Raw genomic sequence first — 21,998 nt, forward strand, 5'->3', positions numbered from 1 at the left:
CATGAGCGCGGCGCGCCACGGGTGCGAAAGGAGCAGGCGGCATGGGCTCAGGAGCAGGCTTGCACAAGAGGCTTCAACGGCTTTCTGCCTGGTTGTTCCTGCTCGCCTCGATCACCCTGTTCAGCCTGGTGGCGATGGAGATCATCTTTCCGCCTCCCGCCTTGTCGCCTCCGCCGGAGCGCTCACTGCTGGATCTTCTCGAATTCGATCTGCCCGACCCGCAGCTGCTGGCGGTCGCGGTGGCGCTCGTCGCCGATCTCGCGGCGTTCATCTGCCTGATCGTCACGACCCTGCTGGGTTGGCTGGAAGTGCGTCACCACCATCACCATCACCATCACGATCACGATCACGATCATCATGATCATCATCACCACCACCGGCACGCTGCGTAGCCGGCCCCGTCAGAGCGCTACCGCAGCACCAGGACCGGCAGTGTCGAGTGCGTCAGCACGTGCTGCGTCTCGCTCCCCAGCAGCAGCCGCTTGATGCCCTTGCGGCCGTGCGAAGCCATCACGATCAGGTCGCTCTTGTGCTTCCTTGATGCCGCAATGACCGCATCCGCCACCCGGTCCGAAGGGACCGCGGCTGTCTTGATGCGGACACCGGCTGCCTTGGCCCGGGTGCTGATCGCATCGAGCATGCCTTGCGCCCTTTCGGCCCACGCGTTCTCGATGCGCGCGACCTCTTCGTGCGAGAACGTCATCGCACCGTCGAAATAGGAGGCCGCGTAACGCGGCACGACGGTGAGCGCGACCAGGTCGGCATCGTGCTGCGCGGCGAGCGAAATGGCGCTGGCGACGGCCTTCTTCGAGAGTGCCGAGCCGTCGGTGGCCACGAGGATTCGTTTGAACATGGTGTCTCTCGGTCGAGCGTCGATGGCATGAGCCTAGGCGCGTCGCGCGCTCGCGCATTGATTCAGATCAAGCCCGGGGCGAACGCCTGCCCATAGCCTCGCGGTATGCAAGCCGCACTTCCGGCGCGTCCACCGACCCGCCCCGCCGATCCTCTGCGCCCCGACGCCGAAACACGGGCCGGCTGGGCATTGCTGGACGACCCGGCCGAGTGGCCGGCTTTCGGCCGCCCGCTCGACGACGATGCCGCTGGCGGGCGCTGGGAATCGCAGGTCGCGGTGGAGGGCATGCACTGTGCGGCCTGCGCCTTCACGGTCGAGACGGTGCTCGCCCAGGTGCCGGGTGTGCACAAGGTCGAAGTCAACGCTGCGACCCGGCGCGCCCGCGTGGTCTGGTCGGCCGCGGCGGTGAAGCCGTCGCGCTGGTTCGGCGCTTCCGCTGCCGCCGGCTACCGCTTGGTGCCTGCCGCGGACATGGCCGTGCGCGCGCGGCGCTCGCGCGAGGCGCGGCTGGCGCTCTGGCGCTGGCTGGTCGCCGGCTTCTGCATGATGCAGGTGATGATGTACGCCTACCCCGCGTACATCGCCCAGCCGGGCGACATGTCGTCCGATGCCGCGCAGCTCCTGCGCTGGGCCTCCTGGGTGCTCACGCTGCCGGTGCTGCTGTTCTCGTGCGGTCCCTTCTTCCGCAGTGCGCTGCGCGATCTGCGCCTGCGCCGTGTCGGCATGGACCTGCCGGTCGCACTCGGGATCGCGGTCACGTTCGCGGTCAGCACCGCAGCCACCTTCGACCCGGCCGGTCCGCTGGGCCACGAGGTCTACTTCGATTCGCTCACGATGTTCGTGTTCTTCCTCCTCACGGGGCGCTGGCTGGAGACGCGCTTGCGCGACCGCACGGCCGGCGCGCTCGAAGCGCTGATGAACCGGCTGCCCGACAGCGTCGAACGGCTCGGGTCCGATGGCGCCTTCGTGCGCGTCGCCGTCCGGCGGCTCGCGCTCGGCGACGTGGTGCGCGTCCTGCCGGGCGAGGCCTTCCCGGCGGACGGCGTCGTCATCGCCGGCGATACCACGGCGGACGAGGCGCTGTTGACCGGCGAGTCGCGCCCGGTTCCCCGTGCGCCGGGCGCACGCGTGCTGGCCGGCAGCCACAACCTTTCGTCGGCGGTGCAGGTGCGGGTCGAATCGCTGGGCCAGGCGACCCGCTTTGCGCAGATCGTCGCGTTGATGGAGAGCGCCTCGCTGGAAAAGCCGCGGCTCGCCCGGCTGGCGGATCGCGCGGCGCGGCCCTTCCTGGTGGCCGTGCTCGCAGCCGCCGCATTGGCCGCGGCGTTCTGGTGGCCGGTCGACCCCGGCCGCGCATTGATGGTGGCGGTGGCCGTGCTGATCGTGACCTGCCCCTGCGCGCTCTCGCTGGCCACGCCAGCGGCCATGCTCGCGAGCGCCGGCGTGCTGGCCCGCCAGGGGCTGATGGTGCGCAATCTCCAGGCGCTGGAAGCGCTGGCCTGCGTCGATACGGTGGTGTTCGACAAGACCGGCACGCTCACGGGCGACACGCCGCGGCTGGAGCGCGTCTATTGCCGGCAGGGCCTGCGGCCGGGAGACGCCGTCGAACTCGCGGCCGCGCTCGGCGCCCAATCCCTGCACCCGGCCGCACGCGCGCTCGTCGACGCATGGCGCGCGCAGTTCCGCTCACCCCCGGCGTGGGAGCTGCTCCAGACGACGGAGCACGGCGGCCTGGGGCTGGAGGGCCGGCTGCGCCGTCCAGGCGACACGGACAGCGCCGCGCGCCGCCTGCGCCTGGGATCGGCGGCCTTTTGCGGCGTCGAACCGCTGCCGGTCGATACCGCGCAGCTGCATCTGAGCGAGCCACAGGGCTGGATCGCGAGCTTCGTGCTGTCCGAGGAACTGCGCGCCGATGCCGCCGGCACCGTGAAGGCGCTGGGCGCGCAAGGGATGGCCCTGCACCTCCTGTCCGGCGACCGCACGCCCGCCGCGCGCGAAGTCGCCCGGCGCGCCGGAATCCCCGACGCTCGCGGCGACTGCGTGCCCGAGGAGAAGCTGCGCGTCCTGCAGCAGCTCCAGGCCGCCGGCCGACGTGTCGCGATGGTGGGCGACGGACTCAACGATGGCCCGGTGCTCGCGCATGCCGATGCTTCCTTCGCCTTCGGCAACGCGGTCCCGCTCGCCCAGGCCCGCGCTGATTTCGTCGTCCTGAGCGATTCGCTTGCCGCGATCCCGCAGGCCGTGGCCCAGGCACGCCGCACGCTGCGCGTGGTGCGCCAGAACCTCTGGTGGGCGGCCGGCTACAACGCGCTGTGCGTGCCGCTGGCGCTCACGGGCTGGCTGCCGGCCTGGCTCGCGGGGCTGGGCATGGCGGCGAGCTCGCTGGTCGTGGTGCTCAACGCATCGCGGCTGGCCAGACCTGCCGTGGCGGAGCGCTGATGGACATCCTGTTTCTGCTGATCCCGTTCTCGGTCGTGCTCGTGCTGGCGATCCTGGGCGGGCTCTGGTGGGCGATCGATCGAGGCCAGTTCGACGACGTCGAAGGCGAAGGCGAGCGCATTCTGCGCGGCGATTGATCTGCATCAAATCACGATTCCCCCGGCGCCGGGACACTGCCTGCCATCCACGAGAAAGTCCGAAGATGCAACCCTCGAACCCCCCCGCAGCCGTCTACAGCGACAGCGTCGTTCGGCAGTTCGCCCTCATGTCTGTGGTCTGGGGCGTTGTCGGCATGCTGGTCGGCGTGATCATCGCGTCGCAGCTGGCCTGGCCCGAGCTCAACCTCGGCATCCCCTGGCTCAGCTATGGGCGCCTGCGGCCCCTGCACACCAACGCGGTGATCTTCGCCTTCGGCGGTTGCGCGCTGATGGCCACCAGCCTCCACGTGGTGCAGCGCACCTGCCAGGTCCGCCTGTTCGCGCCGGCGCTGGCCTCCTTCGTCTTCTGGGGCTGGCAGGCGGTGATCGTCGCCGCCGCCATCAGCCTGCCGATGGGCTACACCAGCGGGAAGGAATACGCCGAACTCGAATGGCCGATCGACATCCTGATCGCGGTGGTCTGGGTGGCCTACGCCATCGTCTTCTTCGGAACGATCGGCACGCGCAAGGTCCGGCACATCTACGTGGCCAACTGGTTCTATGGCGCTTTCATCCTCGCGGTGGCGCTGCTGCACATCGTCAACAGCGCAGAGATTCCGGCCGGCTGGATGAAGAGCTACTCCGCCTACGCCGGCGTGCAGGACGCGATGGTGCAATGGTGGTACGGCCACAACGCCGTCGGCTTCTTCCTCACGGCGGGCTTCCTCGGGATGATGTACTACTACATCCCCAAGCAGGCCGGCCGGCCGGTGTACTCGTACCGGCTGTCGATCGTGCACTTCTGGGCGCTCATCTTCACGTACATGTGGGCGGGCCCGCACCACCTGCACTACACCGCGCTGCCCGACTGGACCCAATCGATCGGCATGGTGTTCTCGCTGATCCTGCTGGCGCCGAGCTGGGGCGGAATGATCAACGGCGTGATGACGCTCTCGGGCGCCTGGCACAAGCTGCGCACCGACCCGATCCTGCGCTTCCTGATCGTGGCGCTCTCCTTCTACGGCATGTCGACCTTCGAGGGCCCGATGATGTCGATCAAGACGGTGAACGCGCTGTCCCACTACACCGACTGGACGGTCGGCCACGTGCACAGCGGCGCGCTCGGCTGGGTGGGGCTGATCTCGATGGGCTCGCTCTACTACCTCATCCCGAGGATGTACAGCCGCACCGAGATGTACAGCGTCAAGGCGATCGAACTGCACTTCTGGATGTCCACCATCGGGATCGTGCTCTACATCGCCGCCATGTGGATCGCCGGGGTGATGCAAGGCCTGATGTGGCGTTCGATCAATCCCGACGGCACGCTCACCTATACCTTTGTCGAGGGCGTCAAGGCCACCTATCCGTACTACGTGGTGCGGGTCGTCGGCGGCGTGCTCTACCTGGGCGGCATGCTGCTGATGGCCTGGAACTGCTGGATGACCGCCATCTCGGGGTACTCGGCGCGCGCCTCCATTCCGTTGCCCGCCGCCGCGCAAGCCTGAGGACGAAACCATGAGTTCAAGCGCTCCCCAATCCGGCTTCTCGCACGAGAAGATCGAGACCAACAATTTCCTGATGGTGGTGCTGATCCTGCTGGTGGTCGCCATCGGCGGCCTGGTCGAGATCGTGCCTCTGTTCTTCCAGAAGTCCACCACGGAGGCGGTCGCCGGCGTGCAGCCTCCGACTTCGCTGCAGGTGATGGGCCGCGACATCTACGTGCGCGAGGGTTGCTACAACTGCCATTCGCAGATGATCCGGCCCTTCCGGGCGGAAACCCTGCGCTATGGCCACTACTCCGTGGCCGGCGAGTTCGTCTACGACCATCCCTTCCAGTGGGGCAGCAAGCGAACCGGCCCCGACCTTCAGCGTGTCGGCGGCAAGTACAGCGACGAGTGGCATCGCATTCACCTGCTCAACCCGCGCGACGTGGTGCCGGAGTCGAACATGCCTGCTTACGTCTGGCTCGAGAAAGCGCCGCTGGACGGCGCGCAGGCGGCAACCCACATGCGCGCGCTGCGGCATGTCGGCGTGCCCTTCACCGATGCACAGATCGACGCGGCCCCGGCCGAGCTCAAGGGCAAGACCGAGATGGATGCCTTGGTGAGCTATCTCCAGTCGCTCGGCCTCGCGCTGAAGTAAGGAGCATGCAGATGGACATCACTACCTTGCGCATCGTGGCCACCCTGGCTTCGTTCGCCACCTTCATCGGCATCCTGGCGTGGGCTTTCTCGCGGCGCCGTGCAAAGGCCTTCGAGGACGCGGGCAGGTTGCCCTTCGAACAGGACTGAGAGATTCCCATGAGCGACTTCTTCAGCGACTTCTGGTCGAACTACGTGGCCGTCGCCACGCTGGTCAGCATCCTGCTGTGTGCCTTGCTGCTCTGGGTGGTGGCCCGCACCCCCGCGCCCGCCGGATCGGACAATACGACAGGCCATGTCTGGGACGAGGACCTGCGCGAGGCCAACAACCCCATGCCGCGCTGGTGGATCGGACTCTTCGTGATCACGATCGTCTTCGGCCTGGCCTACCTGGTCGCCTATCCGGGACTCGGCACCTACCAGGGCCAGCTCGCCTGGAGCACGGAGGGCGAGTATGCCAAGGACCTTGCCAAATCCAAGCGCGAGCTCGAACCCGTCTACGCCCGCTATGCGGCCATGCCGGTCGAACGCGTGGCCGGCGAGCCCGCGGCCATGGCGATCGGCGAGCGCCTGTTCCTCAACAACTGCGCGCAGTGCCATGGCTCGGACGCCCGCGGCAGCAAGGGCTTTCCGAACCTGGCCGACAACGACTGGCTGCACGGCGGCACGCCCGACAAGATCAAGGAATCCATCACCCAGGGACGCATCGGCGTGATGCCGCCGATGGCCGCCGCCGTGGGCAACGCCGAAGACGTCAAGAACGTCGCCAACTACGTGCTGAGCCTGTCGGGCAGCCCCCACGATTCAGTGCGCGCCGGCCTGGGCAAGAGCAAGTTCACGGCCTGCGCGGCCTGCCACGGCATCGGCGGCGTGGGCAATCCGGCCGTGGGAGCGCCCAATCTGTCGGACCGCACCTGGCTGCACGGCTATGGGCAGGACGCGATCGTCTCGATCATCAACACCGGCAAGACCAACCAGATGCCGGCACAACAAGGCCGCCTGACCGAAGCGCAGATCCACGTGCTGGCCTCCTACGTCTGGGGCTTGTCGAACAAGCCCATCCTGAGCCCGTAGGCGCGCCGTGGAAGACACTGCTTCGGCACCGGTCCGCACCGCTCGGCGGGTGATCCCGATCGCCCCGGCGCAGGAGGGCGGCGGACTGTTCGCCGCGCACAAGAAGATCTATCCGCGCACCGTGCGCGGCTTCTTCGCGCGCTGGCGCTGGGCGATGGTGTTCGCGACGCAACTGGTGTTCTACGGCTTGCCCTGGCTCGAATGGGGGCAACGCCAGGCTGTGCTGTTCGACCTGGGTGCGCGGCGCTTCTACATCCTCGGCCTGGTGCTGTATCCCCAGGACCTGATCTACCTGACCGGGCTGCTGGTGATCTCGGCGCTCTCGTTATTCCTGTTCACGGCAGTGGCAGGGCGGCTGTGGTGCGGCTATGCCTGTCCGCAGACCGTCTACAGCGAGATCTTCATGTGGATCGAGCACAAGATCGAGGGCAACCGCATCGCCCGCATGCGCCTCGACGAGGGCGAGTTCTCGCTCGAGAAGCTCGTCAAGAAATGGTTCAAGCACATCGTCTGGCTCGGCGTCGCGCTGTGGACCGGCTTCACCTTCGTCGGCTATTTCACGCCGATCCATGATCTGGGGCTGGCCTTCCTGCAGACGCGCATGGGCTCCTGGGAGGTCTTCTGGGCCTTGTTCTACGGTTTCGCGACCTACGGCAATGCCGGCTTCATGCGCGAGCAGGTCTGCATGTACATGTGTCCGTACGCGCGCTTCCAGAGCGCCATGTTCGACCGGGACACCCTGATCGTGAGCTACGACGCTGAGCGCGGCGAGCCCCGCGGCGTTCGCTCCAAGGGCAGCGATGCCCGCGCGCTGGGCATCGGCGACTGCATCGACTGCAGCCTGTGCGTGCAGGTCTGTCCGACCGGCATCGATATCCGCAAGGGGCTGCAGTACGAGTGCATCGGCTGCGGTCTCTGCGTCGACGCCTGCAACACCGTGATGGACAAGATGGCGACCCCGCGCGGACTCATCCGGTACGCCACGCAGAACGGCATGGCCGGGCGCTTCACGCGCAGCCAGCTGCTGCGCCGGGTGCTGCGCCCGCGGGTGCTGATCTATGCCTGCGTGCTGGCGGCACTGACGGCCGGCTTGCTCGCCAGCCTGGTCGTGCGCATGCCGCTCAAGGTCGACGTCGTGCGCGACCGGGCCTCGCTGGCGCGCATCGTGGAGGGCGGTCAGCTCGAGAACGTCTACCGCCTGCAGATCATGAACGCGACCGAGCGGCCGCAGCGCTACCGCATCGAGGCTCGCGGGCTCGAGGGACTGGGCGTGTCGCCCGCCGAGCCGGTCGAAGTCGGGCCCGCCGAGTCGCGCTGGGTGGCGGTGCGCCTGCAGATTCCGTACGGCAGCTCGACGCCCGGCTCCCATGCCGTCCACTTCGACGTCCGCTCGCTGGACGGCAGCGCGCAGGTGGCGGAGAAGGCCACTTTCATGGTGCCTCGTTGAACCCCGAAGGAGAACAAGCAGATGGATGATCACGCGATGACGGTGCCGGAGTGCAAACCCTGGTGGCGCTTCCCCTTGGTCTGGATGGTGATGGCCGGCCCCGCCGTGGTCGTCGTCGCCAGCTTCGTGACGCTGTGGCTCGCCGTGCGAACGCCCGATCCGGTGGTGGAGTCGGACTACTACCGCCGCGGCATCGAGATCAACCGCTCCCTGGCCCGCAAGAATCTCATGCCGGCCATGACCGGCCGCAACCACGCGGCGACGCCGGAGTCCGACGTGCCTGCGCCCCGGCGTTGACGCCCATGAAGCTGCAGACCTGGATGTCGATCCTCTGGCCGGCCTTCCTGCTGGCCAGCGCGACCGAGCTGCTGGTGTTCGCGCTGGTCGATCCGGCCGACCTCCACTGGCGCGGCGAGGCGATCGCCGTGTCCCGCCAGACCGTCTACACGGCCGGCTTCTTTGTCTTCTGGGTGCTGGCGACGGGCGCGAGCGCGCTGACGCTGCTGCTGACGATACCGGCGAGGAAGATCAACCGCCAGGAGGATTGACGATGCGCCGCAGCCCGTCGGGGTCGACGATGCGCACCTTGCGCTGATCGATCTCGACGATGCCGTCGCTCATGAACTTCGAGAGCGTGCGGCTCACCGTTTCGAGGGTAAGGCCGAGGTAGCTGCCGATCTCCTCGCGCGTCATCCGCAGGATGAACTCGGAGCGCGAGAAGCCGCGTGCGTGCAGGCGCTGCACCAGGTTCAGCAGGAAGGCAGCGAGCCGCTCCTCGGCCCGCATGCTGCCCAGCAGCAGCATCACACCGTGCTCGCGCACGATCTCGCGGCTCATGATCTGGTGGACGTGGCGCTGCAGGGCCGTGACCTCGCGCGACAGCGCCTCCAGGCGCTGAAAGGGCATCACGCAGACCTCGGCATCCTCGATCGCGACCGCATCGCAGGTGTGCTGGTCGTTGACGATGCCGTCCAGGCCGATGATCTCGCCCGCCATCTGGAAGCCCGTGACCTGGTCGCGGCCATCCTCGCTGGCCACGCGGGTCTTGAAGAATCCGCTGCGGATCGCGTAGAGGGAGGTGAAGCGCTCGCCGTTGCGAAACAGGGTTTCGCGTCGCCGCACCGTGCGGCGCGTGGAAACGAGCTCGTCGATGCGCTTCAGCTCGTCCGGCTCCAGCCCCGCGGGCATGCAGAGCTCGCGCAGCGTGCAGCTGGAGCAGGCGACCTTGATGTTCTGGACTTTCATGGGGGGCGTCGGTGTTTCCGGCCATTCTGAATCGCGGTGCACAGAGGGGGCTTGATGCACATCAAGGTCGGCGGGGCCCCTCGGGGGCATAGTGGTTCATTTCCTGCGCCTTGCCGCTGCGATGAACTCCTCCCTGGCCCTCGCTCGCGACGCTTCGTCCGCGGATCTGCCGTCGCCGGCGCTGCTGCGGCGCTTCGACGTCCCCGGACCGCGCTACACCTCCTACCAGAACCGCGCGCGCTTCTCGCGCATCGTCTGACCATGCAGAGCGCGCTCGCCGGCACCGCACTGCTGATGGGCCTGGCCGGTGGACCCCATTGCGTCGCCATGTGCGGTGCCGCCTGCGCCGGCGTGATCCGGATCGTGCGAGCGCCCGAAGGCGGCGGCGTCGCGACGCTGCCGTCAGCGATCCGGGACGGCTCCGCATCGTGGGCCTTTCACGCGGGGCGAGTGGCCGGCTATGCGGCGGCCGGCGCCGTCGCCGCGGCTGCAGTCGGGAGCCTTGCCTTTGCGAGCGAACAGGTGACGGCGTTGCGCCCGCTGTGGGTCCTGCTGCATGTGTTCGTGCTGACCTGGGCCCTGTCGCTCGCCGCGCTGGGCCGCCAGCCGCTCTGGGCCGGCCGCGTCGGGCGGGCGCTCGCCACGCGCCTGCGGCCTGCGACGGGCTCGTTGCCCGGCTTGTTCGGCGTCGGTGCGCTGTGGGTGGCGATGCCGTGCGGCCTGCTCTATTCGGCGCTGATGCTCGCGGGGTTGGCGAACGGGCCGGTGCACGGCGCGCTGGTGATGGCGCTCTTCGCGGTGGGCAGCGGGCTGTCGCTGGTGTTGGCGCCGTGGCTGTGGCAGCGGCTGGGCCGCGGCGGCAGCATCGTCAGGCAGGAGTGGGGGACGCGGATTGCGGGCGGGGTGCTGGCTGCGGTGGCGCTGCAGGCGCTGTGGGGGGACTTGAGCCGGCAGATTCAGGTTTGGTGTGGGTAGCTGTTTTCGCAGCTGAGGCGGCTGGACCGGTGCGGCCGTTTTGCTGCTGTTATCACCGATCCATCCGCATCCCGTGAAGATTCACGACATCCGGCGTCCCGCTCTCGCCACCGCTTCGTTTGCTGCAATGGACAGGCTCTACTCCTCCAAGTTCGGCTGTAGCTTCAAGAACTTCGCCTCATCGTTGTGAGTCAGGGCAGCACACCAGTTCATTTCGTCATCAAAGATGCATACGTCGAAGTCTTGCCAAGGCTCACGCGCACCCAAGAACTTGAGTACCGCGGGGACGGTAGTTCGAATCATGAGATCGTAGTTCTCCATATATGCAATCACCGCTTGGATTCCAGAGAACCAATGTTCTTGGAGTTCACTGGCTTGCTCCAGAGGCTCAATTCGACATGCGATAGGAAGCGCGTCTGATCTTTCAGGAAAGAAATTGCTATTGAGACGCCGCAGGAGATGCGCACGTATTTCTCTTGCTTCCGCAGGAGCCACCAACGACCCCAGAAAACTGAAGTCCATATCAGAAGTTTCCATTTACTGACTCGAAGTAGATGTGCCCCTCGGCACCGGTACCCTTGCCCCCCGACCAATCTCGCCACTTGATGTGTGGTAGTTCGAATGCGCGTCCAGGCGCATTGCCGCTACCGTCTACCGGGTGGACTTCTGCTCCAACTTTCGTTTTCGGGCCATAGGTTTCCCGCCACGGAATGTTAGGGCGCGCCTCCTCCAGTATCGCTTCGGCCTCTCGCTGAGTTCTCACTAAGATGTTGTTACCCTTTCCGATAGCGTTGCTGACAGCTTTGACATTGGCCGCTACCCCCTTTGCAGCGCCGCCAATCGTGCCGCCACAAAACCCCAACGCAATGTTCTCCCCAATGGCCCTCTCCTCTGGAGTCTCTCGGAAATGCAGCATTTCCGATAAGGAGGGCGACAGATTGGTCGTGGGAACGTATCGACCATAGCCGTAGCTTCCCCAACGATCCAGACCCCAAGGATCGCGGAAGTTCATCGCATCGCCATCTACATACCCGATGCGATTCCATCCACCCCCGAGTCCCTTGGGATCAGGTTGCGTGTAGCGTCCGCATGTTGGGCAGTACGTCCGGAAGTTGTTGTAGTGCAGCCCGGACTCCTTGTCGTGGTACTGCCCGTCGAAGCGCCTGTTGTAGACGACCTCCAGAATGCCGGTCATCCCCGGATTCGGATTGATGTCCAGATTCGCAAAGCGGTACTTCGCCAAGGTGGGCTTCTCGTCGCCGAAGGCCGAGTAGGCCCACTGCCAGACCGCTTGGCCCTGGCTGTCGGTGAGTCTCCTCGGTGTGTTGAGGTGGTCCGAATGGACGGCATACAACTGGCCGTTGATCAGCACCGCGATTGGCATTGGCCCATTGGCCGTGGGCAGGTAGATGTACTGCGTGCTGCCCGCGCTGTTCGCTCCTCCGGTTCCGGTCTCCGAGATGAGAGTTCCATCCTCGTCGTACATGAACGCATAGCCCTGCTTCTCGGCCTCGCTCGTGGCCGGCCCCCACAGCTTGGTGAAGAAGGTGATCAAGCTCTGGAAGAACCCGGGATCGCTCTCGTCTCCTTCCGCAGGCGGATACAGCGGCTCGGTCTTGAACACCCGATGCCCCAGCGCGTTGTGCGCGTACCGCGTGGTCGGGCTGGCGTCGGTGGCACCCGTCGTGACCGCGCTCAATCGCCCCTCGGCGTCGTAGCTGTAGGTCCTCAGCCCATCGCTGGTCAGATCGCCGTTGGCGTTATACGCATAGGCCACATTCGTGCTCGTGCCGCCCGCCGTCTGGCTGAAGCCGTCCAGCCGGTTGCTGCCGCCGTTGACCGTGTAGCTGCGACTCGTGGTCTGTCCATTGGTGGTCTTCGTGCTCGCGGTGCGGTTCCCATTGGCGTCGTAGCCGAAGCTGGTCTGGCTGCCCGCGGCATTGAACCCGGTGATGCGCCCCACCGCGTCATAGCTCACGCTCCAAGTGCTGTCCGCGCTCGCGATGCTGCTGTGGGTGGGGTCGCTGTCCCCCGGCTGGAACAGGTTCTGCGTGAGACTCGTGATGCGCCCGGCTGCGTCATACACGTAGCTCGCGAACTCGGTGGCCGTCATCCGACCGGCCGTGTCGTAGCTGCGAGTGGCCACCAGGTTCGGCGCGAAGGCCCAGCGCCAGGCCGTGGGCTGGCCCATCGGGTTCCAGGCGATGCCGCTGACCAGCGCACTGCCGTTCCAGCTCAGCTGCACCAGGCGCCCGGTGGCGTCGTACCCATGGGCCAGGATGCTGCCGTTGGGGTAGGTGATGGCGGAGAGCTGGCCGGCTTCGGTGTAGCTGTAGGCGATCTGCTGGGTGAGCCCACTGGCCAGCGCCTGCGTCTTGACGATGACGCGGCCGAAGGCGTCGCGGCTGTAGGTGGTGGTGCCGCTGCGGTCGGTGATCTCCGACAGATAGCCCTTGCTGCTGGCCGTGAGGTCGTAGCGCAGGGTGGTGGTCTTGCCGTCGGCGAAGGTGATCAGCGTCGGGCGGCCCAGGGCATCGCGCTGGATCTGAGTGGCCTGGCCCATCGCATCGGTGATGCTGCTCGGCAGGCCCAAGGCGTCGTACTGGGTGGTCTTGCTGCCGATGTCGGGGCTGCTCTCCGAGGTGGCGTTGCCCTGGGCGTCGCGGGCATAGCCGGTGGCCACGCCCTTGAAGTCGCTGGCCTGGGTGACGGCATCCAGGGCGTTGTAGCTCAGGGAAGCGGTGGCGTTGGCCGCGTTGGTGATGGCCTTGACGCGGCGCAGCGGGTCCAGGCCGTACTGGGTGCTCTGGTTCAGGCCGTTGGTCTCGGTGACGAGCTCGCCGTTGGCGTCGTAGCCGAAGCTGTTGGTCTGGTTGGGGCCATCGGTGCGGGCGGAGACACGGTTGAGATTGTTGATGCTGCGCGCCGCCGTCCAGGTGACAGCGCCGGTGCTGTCCTTGACCTGCTCGCCGATCCGATTGCCCATCGCATCGAGGGTGAAGCTGCCGGATTCGCCGCGGTTGCTGCTCCAGCCTGTGGGGCGGTGGGCGCCGTCATAGGTGTAGCTCAGGATCAGGCCCGTGGGCAGGGCGAGCGTCTCGATCAGCCCGGTGGGTTTGTAGCTGAGCGTGGTGGTCCCCAGGCCGGCAACGGTCCTGGTGAGCAGGCGGTCGCGCGCATCCCAGGTGAAGGTGGTGACCACGCCATTCGGGGCAGTGCTGCTGATGACGCGATTGGCGCTGTCGTAGCCGTAGAGGGTCTCGTGGCCCAGGGCATTGGTGGACTTCACCAGGTTGCCGCGGGGGTCGTACTCGAAGCTGGTGATCGTGCCGTTGGGGGCGGTCTCCGTGGCCGCGAGGCCCTGGGCATTCCAGGTCCACTGCCAGGTGCGCGTGGTGTTCGGTGAGGAAGCCGTGTCGGTGATCGCCTGCGACAGGACGTTGCCCTTGTCGTCGTAGGTGTAGGCGGTCGTGCGGCCGGGCTCGGTCACCAGCGCCGGCAAGGAGAAGGTGGGGTGCCATTGCGTGGTGACGGTCTGGGCCTCGGGGGCGCCCGATGCACGAACGACCGTGATGGGCAGGCGGCGGGCGACATCCCAGGTCGTGGTCGTGACTACGCCCTTGAAATCGGTCTCGCCGGTGATGAGGCCGTTGGTGTCCTGGATGCGCGAAGCTGCATCGGGCTCGTTAATACCCGAGGGCAAGGACCCACCGGTGACGGCGAGCGCGCCTTTGATGGTGCCGTAGCTATATGTGCGCGAAGTGCCAAGCGCGTCAGTGATCGTCACGGTGCCGGGACTCAGGTAGCTGACCTGGTACCGATTGTTCGAACCCGCCAATTCGGTACTAATGGCGCGGCCCATTGTGTCGTAACCATACGTTGAGATTCGAGAATTGCCCTCGTCGAGGATTCCAGTTAGTGCATATGGAAACGAAGACACTTCATATAAGAAGGCCCGTTTCTTGCCGTCCGGGTAAGTGACGCTAGACAAACGCTTTGAAGCATCAAATCCATACGATATGGTGCGTCCGTCAGAGGAACTGACCGAGGCTAATGTTTTGCTGCCATTCCCGCTCGCCAGATAAGAGAGCGTGAGTGTTCGGCCAAAGGCACTTGCAACTGTCCGCAGTCGTCCGAATGAATCGTACGAATAGGAGTATGAGTGACCAGAGCGCTCAGCGACGGATTCCAGCAATCCAGACGCAGAGAAGGTGGAGACTGAATCGTCGCTGCGCTTCAGGGTCCAACCGCCCGATGGAGTTCGGGCAAGTTGACTAACGCCGTCTGTAGGAACCCAAGACGCTGAAGCACTCGCTCTCGTGAAACCGTACGTGTGCCCATCTCCGTCCGTCACCTCAATTGATGTTGGGTCCGTAGTTGGGATGGCATTGAGACGCCAATCATGATTGTGGGACCAGCCGAAGCTTAGCGGGCTGAGAGGGCGGTCAAGATCGCGGCCCCAGATGGCCCGATAAGTTCTTCGAAAGATCAACGGGTGAGGGCCCGTATCCTGATAGTCGATTTCCTCCGCGGCCTTGTCCGCCGTCGCAGGAGCAATGGGATTGCCTGCAGTCAGCCCAGATGCCTTGCAGGAGTTTTCCGGGACGAAGGGCTTGCACGAGGCCCCGGCGGCATCTTGCATGTAGCCTTGCTTACACACACATTGGCCGTCAGTGAGTGCGCTGTTGCTGGGACAGCCGAGGCCCTGGGAATGCCAAGGAAAAATGTAGACCCAGTCGCAACCTACTTCTAAGCTGCCTCCCCAACAGAAGGCGTTGTTAGTGTTTCCCCACGGGCCAGCGCCGCAATGAGGCACCGACGCGGGAGTCTGTACCGATCGCGTGCAGACCTGGAAATCGTCGCCCTGCCAGGCTACAGCCTCCACTAATGAGCTATTGGCAATGAACGCTGTCGCCCATGCTGCGCCAGCTTCTCGAGAATATGAGTACGTTCCGCCCACGCGAATGGGAGCGGAGTTGTAGCTGACATAGCCGAGTTGCTGCATTGGCACGGCGGCAAGTGCCTCTGCGCCGAAGCACAAAGCGAAAACCAATAGACCACATGCTCTCGGGGCGATCCACTGGGAGACCAGCAAAATGATGAGCAGGACAAGATTGCCAGTGCGCTTGCGCGCTACCGTGCCAGATTGACCATGATGCTTTCCGACTACGGCACCCGAGCTGTAGCTCATGAATTCCCCCCGTCTCAAAGAGTGTTGCTTTTTGTAGGCGCGGATCATAGCCGCGCACCCCACAACACAACAGCAGGGGAAAGTTCAAACCAAGTGCACAGCCTCTTTCAACTCAGCCCAGCACCTTCACCACCCGCCGCAGCCCCGACCCCGGCGGCTCCGCCGGGTCCGGCTCGAAGCCCAGCGAGCGGGCGAGCTTCAGCATCGGCGTGTTCTCGCGCAGCACGATGCCCACGAGTCGGCCGATGCCGCGGCTTCTCGCGTGCTCGACCAGTCGATCGAGCAGCAGCGTGCCAAGTCCTCCTCCCTTGAGGTCGGAGCGCACGATGATCGCGAACTCGGCCTCGATGCGGTCGGGGTCGCTGACGGTGCGAGCGACGCCCAAGGTCTCCAGCATGCCCTGCGCATCGGAGGCTTCCGCAATCAGTGCCATCTCGCGGTCGTAGTCGATCTGGGTGAGGCGGGCGAGCTCGCTGTGGGGCAGCTCGCGCCGCGTCTGGAAGATGCGCATGCGGACGTCCTCCGGGTCGAGCTTTTCGAGGAATCGCCGGTGCTGTGCTTCGTCCTCGGGGCGGATGGGCCGTACGGTGATGGTCCGGCCGTTCCAGGCCTGGGTGCGCACCCATTGCGAAGGGTACGGCAGGATGGCGAAGCGCTCGGCGCCTGCGACGGGCTCGCTGGAGACCCGAATGCGCGCATCGAGTGCGATGGCGCCGGTTTCGTCGACATAGAGCGGGTTGATGTCAAGCTCGGCCAGGTGCGGCAGGTCGGCGAGCATCTGCGACACGGCGATCAGCACGTCGTAGAGGGCATCGAGCCTGGCGGGCGGATGGTCGCGGTAGCCGGCCAGCAGGCGCGAGACGCGGGTGCGCGAAACCAGTTCACGCGCCAGACTGCGGTTGAGCGGGGGCAGGGCGACGGCGCTGTCGGCGGTGACTTCCACCGCGGTGCCGCCCTGGCCGCACAGGATCACCGGCCCGAACACGCTGTCGATGCTGGCGCCGACGATGACTTCCTGCGCATGGGGCCAGCGCACCATCGGCTGCACGGTGAACCCGTCGATGCGCGCGTCGGGACGGGCCGCGCGCACCGCGGCCAGGATCTCGTCGACGGCGCGGGCCAGCGATGCCGCATCGTGCAGGTCCAGCCGCACCCCGCCGACATCGGACTTGTGGGTGATGTCGCGCGACACGATCTTCAGCGCCACGGGATAGCCGAGCTCGCGTGCCGCTGCCAGCACGGCATCGGCCGACGCCGCCACGGCGAGCGTGGAGACCACCGGCACGCCATAGGCCTGGAGGACCGCCTTGGCTTCGTGCTCGCCAAGCCACGCGCGGCCCTCGCCGAGCGCCGCGTCCAGCTGGCGGCTCGCCGAGACCACATCCGGCGCGGGGTTCTCGCTGGCGCTGGGCGCCTCGATCAAGGTCTCCTGGTTGCGCCGGTAAGTCTGGAGCATCGCGAAAGCGCGGACGGCTTCCTCCGGCGTGGGGTAGTCGGGCACGCCGGCCTGCTCGAACAGCTGACGCGCCTGGGCGACGGCGCCGTCGCCCAGCCAGGCGCTCATGACCCGGGGCTCGCCCGCGCGGATCAGCGGCAGGCAGGCGCGGGCGATGTCGTCGCTGCGCACGATGGCCGTGGGTGCATGGATGAACAGCACGGCGCCCGCGGCCGGGTCGGCGAGCAGGGTCGAGAGCGTGGCGGTGTAGCGATCGACCGGGGCGTCGCCGATGATGTCGACCGGGTTGGCATGCGACCAGTTGGCGGGCAGTGCCGCGTTCAGGCGCTCCAGCAGGGGCCCGTCCGGCTCGGCCAGCGTGACACCCGCCCGCGCGGCCGCGTCGGCGGCCATCACGCCGGCACCGCCGCCGTTGGTCATGATGGTCAGGGTCTCGCTGCGGTTGCCCCGGAAGCGCGCCAGGGTCTCGGCGGCGGTGAAAAGCTCCTGCAGCGTATCGACGCGCAGCATGCCGGCGCGCCGGATGGCGGCGTCGTAGACGATGTCCGAGCCGGCCAGTGCCCCGGTGTGCGAGGCGGCGGCGCGCACGCCGTTGCCGAAGCGACCGGCCTTCACCACGATCACCGGCTTGTTGCGTGCGGCCGCCCGCGCGGCGGACATGAACTTGCGCGGCGATTCCACCGATTCGACGTACAGCAGGATGGAGCGGGTGCGCGCGTCGCTGGCCAGGTGGTCGAGCAGGTCGCCGAAGTCGACATCGCAATGGTCGCCGAGCGACACCAGGTGCGACAGGCCGATGTCGCGGCTTCGGGCCCAGTCCAGCACGGCGGTGACCAGTGCGCCCGATTGCGATACGAAGGCCAGCTCTCCCGGCAAGGCATCGGTGTGTGCGAAGCTGGCATTCAGCCCGATATGCGGGCTCAGCACGCCGATGCAGTTGGGGCCGAGCAGACGCATCAGGTGGGGCTTGGCCGCGTCGAGCGCAGCCTGCTTCTGCGCCGGCGTCAGACCCGCCGTCACGATGACGACGGCGCGGGTGCCCAGCGCGCCGAGTTCGGCAACCAGCGGCGCCACCGTGTGCGCCGGCGTGCACAGGAGGGCCAGGTCCGGCGCGGCGGGCAGCTGGCCGGCCGTGGCGTACACGGCGACGCCGTCCAGGGTGCTGTGCTTGGGGTTGACGGCGTACACGGGGCCGGCGAAACGGCCGGCGCGCAGGTTGCGCCAGACCGTGGCGCCCACGCTGCCGATGCGATCGGAGGCGCCGAAGACGGCGACCGAGCCCGGCGTGAGCAGGCGATCGAGGTGGCGGATGGTCAAACGTTTTCCTTCGAGGTGCTTGCAGGGCGAGGCTCAAGCCTTGGCGATGGTGTCCAGCAGCACGGCCTGCATCACGCAGCGGTGGTTCTCCGCGCGCCTAGCCTCGTCGAGCGGGTGGGCCGATGCCAGCAGCGCCCAGTGTGCCGAGTGCCTGGCGTCGACCAGGAAGGTCGCATCGTTCGATACCGCCTCCCCGGCGCCGCCGTCGAGCACGTCGAATCCGGCCGCGCGCGCGGCCGAGACGAACTGGCTGCCGCGCGGTGCCTTCGGATCGCCCAGGAACAGGATCGAGGCGCCCGGCGGCGAACGATGCTCGCAGAGGGTCAGGAGATCGCCCAGGGCGCGCGCGGGATGATCGTCCAGGCACAGGCCCTGGTAGACCGGCACGCCGGCGTCCTGCTCGATCCGGCGCACGGTGGCCGGTGCCAGCGCCTCGCAATCGACGGCGTCGTACATGCGCCCCAGCATCCGCGCGACGCTGTGGACAGCGTTCGGCCCCGCTGCCGGCTGGACCGGCTCGGTGAACCTGACCTCGGCCACGCGTGCGCCCAGGTCCTGCGCGGCGCGGCGCAACGTCGAGATATCGACGCCGGGCGACGGCCCGAGCAGCAGCGCCAGGTTCTTGCCGCGCAAGGGCTGGCCGCCTTTGCCGGCGCGCGCATGCGTGCGCAGGCGCTCGGCCGCGGCGAGGGTCGACAGGACGTTCCTCGCGGCCAGCGGCTCGCGGTGAGGGGAAATGGAAATGCCGGATGTCACAACCGGGAAGGTAGGACTTGTCGCGATCCGGGCCTTGACGGGCATCAACAAATCGTCATCTTGCCGCCGCCGGTACCGTCCTGACACACACCGTTCACCCAGTGTTACCGAAGCCTCCATTGCGTTGGCGCTCGCGTTGCAGTGGCTTTCTAAGCTCCCTCCATCGATCCATGAGGGGTAAGAAATGATTGAAACGACTCGCCTTCCCAAATCCGCGCCATCGGGCGTGCAGCGCATCACGGACATGCTGCGGCTGCTGGAGGGCACCTTGCCGGTCCAGCGGCGCATCGTGCGCACGGGCGACTCGGTCTACCAGGCAGGGCAGGCGTTCGGCTGCCTGTATGTCGTCAACTCGGGCTTTTTCAAGATGGTCAACCTGTCCGACGAGGGCCGGGAACAGGTGGTCGGCCTCCACTTCAAGGGCGACTGGCTGGGCCTCGACGGCATCGCGGCAGGACACTACGGCTGCGATGCGATCGCGATGGATACGGGCGAGGTCTGGACGATCCGCTACGACGCCCTGCTCAAGGCCGCTCTCGACACGCCTGAATTGCTGACCGCACTGCACGAGGCCATGAGCCGCGAACTCGTGCGCGACCACGATTCCCTGCTCTCGCTGTGCACGCTGCCCGCCGATGCCCGCGTGGCCGGCTTTCTGCGCTACTGGGCCGATGCGCTCGCCCAGCGCGGCCTGCGCAACGACCAGATCACCCTCCACATGACCCGGGCCGAGATCGGCAACTACCTGGGCATGACGCTGGAGTCCGTAAGCCGCGGGCTGTCAAGGCTGGCGCGTTGCGACGTGATTTACTTCATCGAGAAAGGCCGGCGCGACATCTGCATCCCCAAGGTGGAAGCGCTGACGAGCTTCATCCAGAACCTGATGGCGCCCATGGAGGCTGCCGCAGTCCACTAAGGCGCAGCGGTGTTCAAGACCTTCGCCATGGCACGCTCGAGCTCGGCACGCGTGTAGGGCTTGCGCAGCAGCTCCCAGGCCTGGGGCTCGGAGAGCAGCCCGCTCGAATAGCCCGACATCAGCAGCACGGGCAGGCGGGGCCAGCGCGCGTGCACCTCTGCCGCCAGATCGGTGCCGCGCATCCCGGTGCCCAGCAGGACGTCGGTGAGCAGGAGTCCGATCTCCGTGCCGGCGGCGAGCACATCCAGCGCTTCCTCGGCATGGGCGCAGGCGACGACGTCGCACGCCATGGCGGCGAGGAACTTCTGCACCACGCTTCGCACCTCGGCATCGTCCTCGACCAGCAGCACGCGCAGGCCGGGCGGCACGCCGTGTAGCGCGGCGGCCTCGGATTCCTCGTCCCCGCCCGCGTCGGCGTCGATGCGCGGCAGGTACAGCGTCACCGTGGTGCCGGCGCCGGGCGCGCTGTGGAGATCGACGGCGCCGTGCGACTGCCGCGCAAAGCCGTAGACGGTCGACAGGCCCAGGCCGGTGCCTCGGCCGCTTTCCTTGGTGGTGAAGAAAGGCTCGAAGGCGCGTTCCTTCACGGTCTCGGACATGCCTTCGCCGGTGTCGGCGATCGAGATCGCCACGTAGCCCGCCATCTCGGTCAGGCCCGGCTCGGCGTCGAGCTCCACCGGCAGCCGCGGCACCGCGTGACAGGTGAAGCCGAGCGTGCCGCCGTGAGGCATGGCATCCCGGGCATTGATGGCCACGTTCAGCAGCGCGGATTCGAGTTGCCCCGGGTCAGCAATGCAGAGCACTTCCTCGGCGTCGAGCGTGATGACGATGCGCTGGTCGAGCGTGCGCCGCAGCATGTCGGTCAACGAATGCAGCAGCGCGGCGGTGTCGACCACCGTGGGCTGCAGCACTTGCCGCCGCGAGAATGCGAGCAGCTTGCCCGTCAGTTCGGTGCCGCGGCGGGTGGCGCGTGCGGCGGCGCCGACCAGCTGCTGGATGAACGGGTCCCCGGTATAGGCGGGCGTGTCCTCGAGCACCTGCAGGTTGCCCGAGATGACGGTCAGCAGGTTGTTGAAATCGTGCGCGACGCCGCCGGTGAGCTGGCCGACGCTTTCGAGCCGCTGGGCATGGTTGAGCGCCTCCTCGCTGCTCGTGCGCTGTAGAACCGTGGCCAGCATGCTGGAGAGCGAATCCAGGAAGCGGATCTCGTCGTCACCGAAGCGCCCCGGGGTTCGCGAGCGAACGACCAGCGTTCCGATGGTGCGGCCGCGGTCGGCCAGCGGGACGGAGAGTTCGCACACGAGGCCTGCACGTGCGTAGGAAGGCGGAATGCTGAAGCGCGGGTCGTGCGAATCGCCGTCCACCAGCACCGGCTTGCCCTCTGCCACCACGGTGGACGAGGGCAAGCCGGGCTCATTGGGCACCCGATGGCCGATCGGCTCCTCGGGCGCGAGCCCCACGCCGGCGGCAACGCGGAAATCGAGGCCGCTCGGCTCGAGCAGCAGGACCTTCGCCATCTCGACCTGCAGGGCATCCGCGGCGATGGCCGGAACCAGTTCGAGCAATTTCTGAGATTCGCGCGCGTCCACGGCAAGACGCCCGAACTGCGCCAGGCATTCGGCATAGCGCGCCCGCTGCAAGGCCTGCTTCACGCGCGGGTAGGCACCGACGCTGCGGATGGCGGCGACCACATAGGGAAGGCCGTGATCCTGCAAGGGACTCAACGCGATCTCCACCCTCACTTCGCTGCCGTCGCGCCGCTTCGCCACCAGGTCCATCTGCATGCCCATCGGCCGCGTGCGCGGCTGGTCCGCGTAGGCCTTGCGGTAGGCGGCGTGGCGCGGGCGGATGGCGTCAGGGACCAGTTCGTCGACCGCGAGGCCGATCAGCTGGTCGGCCGAATAGCCCAGCAGTTCGAGTGCGGCCGGGTTCGCCAGGCTGATCACGCCCTGCAGATCGACCAGCAGCAGCGCGTCCGGGTACGCGGCGAAAAGTGAACGGAATACCGCGCCGTCGTCGACGCCGGGAACACTGGGGCGGGACCGCGCCAT

20 protein-coding genes and 1 pseudogene are annotated in these 21,998 nt (G+C 67.0%); 13 read left to right on the top strand and 8 right to left on the bottom strand.

Annotated features, from left to right (window positions below; all coding sequences use genetic code 11):
- The first annotated feature begins 41 nt into the window (after nt 1-41).
- Nucleotides 42-392, top strand: a complete 351-nt coding sequence (locus J2739_RS12535; RefSeq protein WP_309902005.1) for a hypothetical protein — start codon at nt 42-44, stop codon at nt 390-392.
- A gap of 17 nt (nt 393-409) precedes the next feature.
- Here the strand turns inward: J2739_RS12535 and J2739_RS12540 are convergent, their stop codons facing one another.
- Nucleotides 410-853, bottom strand: coding sequence for a universal stress protein (locus tag J2739_RS12540; protein ID WP_309902007.1), 444 nt, complete (start codon nt 851-853; stop codon nt 410-412).
- 105 nt (nt 854-958) lie between these two features.
- Between J2739_RS12540 and J2739_RS12545 the strand changes: the two genes are divergently transcribed.
- The 9 genes from J2739_RS12545 to J2739_RS12585 all read left to right on the top strand — a co-directional run bounded on the left by J2739_RS12545 (nt 959) and on the right by J2739_RS12585 (nt 8,639).
- On the top strand, nt 959-3,292 hold the full coding sequence (locus J2739_RS12545) for a heavy metal translocating P-type ATPase (RefSeq protein ID WP_309902009.1): 2,334 nt from the start codon (nt 959-961) through the stop codon (nt 3,290-3,292).
- Nucleotides 3,292-3,429 carry a cbb3-type cytochrome oxidase assembly protein CcoS gene (ccoS, locus tag J2739_RS12550; protein WP_309902011.1) on the top strand — a complete coding sequence of 46 codons (138 nt, stop codon included), beginning with the start codon at nt 3,292-3,294 and terminating at the stop codon, nt 3,427-3,429. The genes J2739_RS12545 and ccoS overlap by 1 nt, the downstream gene beginning before the upstream one ends.
- A 65-nt stretch (nt 3,430-3,494) precedes the next feature.
- Nucleotides 3,495-4,934, top strand: coding sequence for a cytochrome-c oxidase, cbb3-type subunit I (gene ccoN / locus J2739_RS12555; protein WP_309902013.1), 1,440 nt, complete (start codon nt 3,495-3,497; stop codon nt 4,932-4,934).
- A 10-nt stretch (nt 4,935-4,944) separates the two neighbouring features.
- Nucleotides 4,945-5,571, top strand: a complete 627-nt coding sequence (gene ccoO, locus J2739_RS12560; protein ID WP_309902016.1) for a cytochrome-c oxidase, cbb3-type subunit II — start codon at nt 4,945-4,947, stop codon at nt 5,569-5,571.
- 11 nt (nt 5,572-5,582) lie between these two features.
- Nucleotides 5,583-5,720 (top strand): cbb3-type cytochrome oxidase subunit 3, encoded by a 138-nt coding sequence (locus tag J2739_RS12565; RefSeq protein WP_309902017.1) that lies wholly within the window; start codon nt 5,583-5,585, stop codon nt 5,718-5,720.
- Between the two features lie 9 nt (nt 5,721-5,729).
- A complete protein-coding gene (gene ccoP, locus J2739_RS12570) occupies nt 5,730-6,644 on the top strand; it encodes a cytochrome-c oxidase, cbb3-type subunit III (RefSeq protein ID WP_309902019.1) in 915 nt (304 codons plus the stop codon).
- Nucleotides 6,645-6,651: 7 nt separating this feature from the next.
- Complete coding sequence (gene ccoG / locus J2739_RS12575) at nt 6,652-8,091, top strand: cytochrome c oxidase accessory protein CcoG (RefSeq protein WP_405053877.1); 1,440 nt, start codon at nt 6,652-6,654, stop codon at nt 8,089-8,091.
- Between the two features lie 21 nt (nt 8,092-8,112).
- The gene (locus J2739_RS12580) at nt 8,113-8,388 is read left to right on the top strand and encodes a FixH family protein (RefSeq protein ID WP_309902021.1); all 276 of its coding nucleotides are present in this window, start codon (nt 8,113-8,115) and stop codon (nt 8,386-8,388) included.
- Between the two features lie 5 nt (nt 8,389-8,393).
- Nucleotides 8,394-8,639, top strand: a complete 246-nt coding sequence (locus J2739_RS12585) for a hypothetical protein (RefSeq protein ID WP_309902023.1) — start codon at nt 8,394-8,396, stop codon at nt 8,637-8,639.
- Here J2739_RS12585 and fnr read toward each other — a convergent pair.
- The gene (fnr, locus tag J2739_RS12590; protein WP_309902025.1) at nt 8,620-9,336 is read right to left on the bottom strand and encodes a fumarate/nitrate reduction transcriptional regulator Fnr; all 717 of its coding nucleotides are present in this window, start codon (nt 9,334-9,336) and stop codon (nt 8,620-8,622) included. The two genes, J2739_RS12585 and fnr, sit on opposite strands and share 20 nt — an antisense overlap.
- Before the next feature lie 121 nt (nt 9,337-9,457).
- Here fnr and J2739_RS12595 point away from each other — a divergent pair, with 121 nt between their 5' ends.
- Together J2739_RS12595 and J2739_RS12600 are read left to right on the top strand one after the other, a co-directional pair.
- Nucleotides 9,458-9,595, top strand: a complete 138-nt coding sequence (locus tag J2739_RS12595; protein ID WP_309902027.1) for a hypothetical protein — start codon at nt 9,458-9,460, stop codon at nt 9,593-9,595.
- Nucleotides 9,596-9,597: 2 nt separating this feature from the next.
- Nucleotides 9,598-10,311: a sulfite exporter TauE/SafE family protein gene (locus J2739_RS12600; RefSeq protein WP_309902029.1), complete on the top strand. Its 714-nt coding sequence runs from the start codon at nt 9,598-9,600 to the stop codon at nt 10,309-10,311.
- 138 nt (nt 10,312-10,449) lie between these two features.
- Here the strand turns inward: J2739_RS12600 and J2739_RS12605 are convergent, their stop codons facing one another.
- The 5 genes and pseudogenes from J2739_RS12605 to J2739_RS12620 form a co-directional block, all read right to left on the bottom strand.
- Nucleotides 10,450-10,848 carry a hypothetical protein gene (locus J2739_RS12605; RefSeq protein ID WP_309902031.1) on the bottom strand — a complete coding sequence of 133 codons (399 nt, stop codon included), beginning with the start codon at nt 10,846-10,848 and terminating at the stop codon, nt 10,450-10,452.
- Nucleotides 10,835-14,173, bottom strand: a complete 3,339-nt coding sequence (locus tag J2739_RS12610; protein WP_309902033.1) for an RHS repeat-associated core domain-containing protein — start codon at nt 14,171-14,173, stop codon at nt 10,835-10,837. The genes J2739_RS12605 and J2739_RS12610 overlap by 14 nt, the downstream gene beginning before the upstream one ends.
- A 471-nt stretch (nt 14,174-14,644) precedes the next feature.
- Nucleotides 14,645-15,550, bottom strand: a pseudogene (locus J2739_RS27905) (DUF6531 domain-containing protein); the annotation flags it as partial.
- Nucleotides 15,551-15,614: 64 nt separating this feature from the next.
- Nucleotides 15,615-18,275 (bottom strand): bifunctional acetate--CoA ligase family protein/GNAT family N-acetyltransferase, encoded by a 2,661-nt coding sequence (locus tag J2739_RS12615; protein ID WP_309902034.1) that lies wholly within the window; start codon nt 18,273-18,275, stop codon nt 15,615-15,617.
- Between the two features lie 33 nt (nt 18,276-18,308).
- Nucleotides 18,309-19,031 carry a Rossmann-fold NAD(P)-binding domain-containing protein gene (locus tag J2739_RS12620; protein ID WP_309902036.1) on the bottom strand — a complete coding sequence of 241 codons (723 nt, stop codon included), beginning with the start codon at nt 19,029-19,031 and terminating at the stop codon, nt 18,309-18,311.
- Nucleotides 19,032-19,215: 184 nt separating this feature from the next.
- Between J2739_RS12620 and J2739_RS12625 the strand changes: the two genes are divergently transcribed.
- Nucleotides 19,216-19,947, top strand: a complete 732-nt coding sequence (locus tag J2739_RS12625) for a Crp/Fnr family transcriptional regulator (RefSeq protein WP_309902038.1) — start codon at nt 19,216-19,218, stop codon at nt 19,945-19,947.
- Here the strand turns inward: J2739_RS12625 and J2739_RS12630 are convergent.
- Complete coding sequence (locus J2739_RS12630) at nt 19,944-21,998, bottom strand: PAS domain S-box protein (RefSeq protein WP_309902040.1); 2,055 nt, start codon at nt 21,996-21,998, stop codon at nt 19,944-19,946. The two genes, J2739_RS12625 and J2739_RS12630, sit on opposite strands and share 4 nt — an antisense overlap.

Source organism: Variovorax soli, from assembly GCF_031454625.1.
Classification (GTDB): domain Bacteria; phylum Pseudomonadota; class Gammaproteobacteria; order Burkholderiales; family Burkholderiaceae_C; genus Variovorax; species Variovorax soli_A.

Coding starts and splice junctions, on each gene's coding strand:
- ccoN (WP_309902013.1), top strand. CDS start 3,495: ATGCAACCCTCGAACCCCCCCGCAGCCGTCTACAGCGACAGCGTCGTT.
- ccoO (WP_309902016.1), top strand. CDS start 4,945: ATGAGTTCAAGCGCTCCCCAATCCGGCTTCTCGCACGAGAAGATCGAG.
- ccoS (WP_309902011.1), top strand. CDS start 3,292: ATGGACATCCTGTTTCTGCTGATCCCGTTCTCGGTCGTGCTCGTGCTG.
- fnr (WP_309902025.1), bottom strand. CDS start 9,336: ATGAAAGTCCAGAACATCAAGGTCGCCTGCTCCAGCTGCACGCTGCGC.
- J2739_RS12630 (WP_309902040.1), bottom strand. CDS start 21,998: ATGGCGCGGTCCCGCCCCAGTGTTCCCGGCGTCGACGACGGCGCGGTA.
- J2739_RS12565 (WP_309902017.1), top strand. CDS start 5,583: ATGGACATCACTACCTTGCGCATCGTGGCCACCCTGGCTTCGTTCGCC.
- J2739_RS12535 (WP_309902005.1), top strand. CDS start 42: ATGGGCTCAGGAGCAGGCTTGCACAAGAGGCTTCAACGGCTTTCTGCC.
- J2739_RS12540 (WP_309902007.1), bottom strand. CDS start 853: ATGTTCAAACGAATCCTCGTGGCCACCGACGGCTCGGCACTCTCGAAG.
- J2739_RS12595 (WP_309902027.1), top strand. CDS start 9,458: ATGAACTCCTCCCTGGCCCTCGCTCGCGACGCTTCGTCCGCGGATCTG.
- J2739_RS12625 (WP_309902038.1), top strand. CDS start 19,216: ATGATTGAAACGACTCGCCTTCCCAAATCCGCGCCATCGGGCGTGCAG.
- ccoP (WP_309902019.1), top strand. CDS start 5,730: ATGAGCGACTTCTTCAGCGACTTCTGGTCGAACTACGTGGCCGTCGCC.
- J2739_RS12545 (WP_309902009.1), top strand. CDS start 959: ATGCAAGCCGCACTTCCGGCGCGTCCACCGACCCGCCCCGCCGATCCT.
- J2739_RS12600 (WP_309902029.1), top strand. CDS start 9,598: ATGCAGAGCGCGCTCGCCGGCACCGCACTGCTGATGGGCCTGGCCGGT.
- J2739_RS12580 (WP_309902021.1), top strand. CDS start 8,113: ATGGATGATCACGCGATGACGGTGCCGGAGTGCAAACCCTGGTGGCGC.
- J2739_RS12610 (WP_309902033.1), bottom strand. CDS start 14,173: ATGGGCCGCGCCATTAGTACCGAATTGGCGGGTTCGAACAATCGGTAC.
- J2739_RS12585 (WP_309902023.1), top strand. CDS start 8,394: ATGAAGCTGCAGACCTGGATGTCGATCCTCTGGCCGGCCTTCCTGCTG.
- J2739_RS12605 (WP_309902031.1), bottom strand. CDS start 10,848: ATGGAAACTTCTGATATGGACTTCAGTTTTCTGGGGTCGTTGGTGGCT.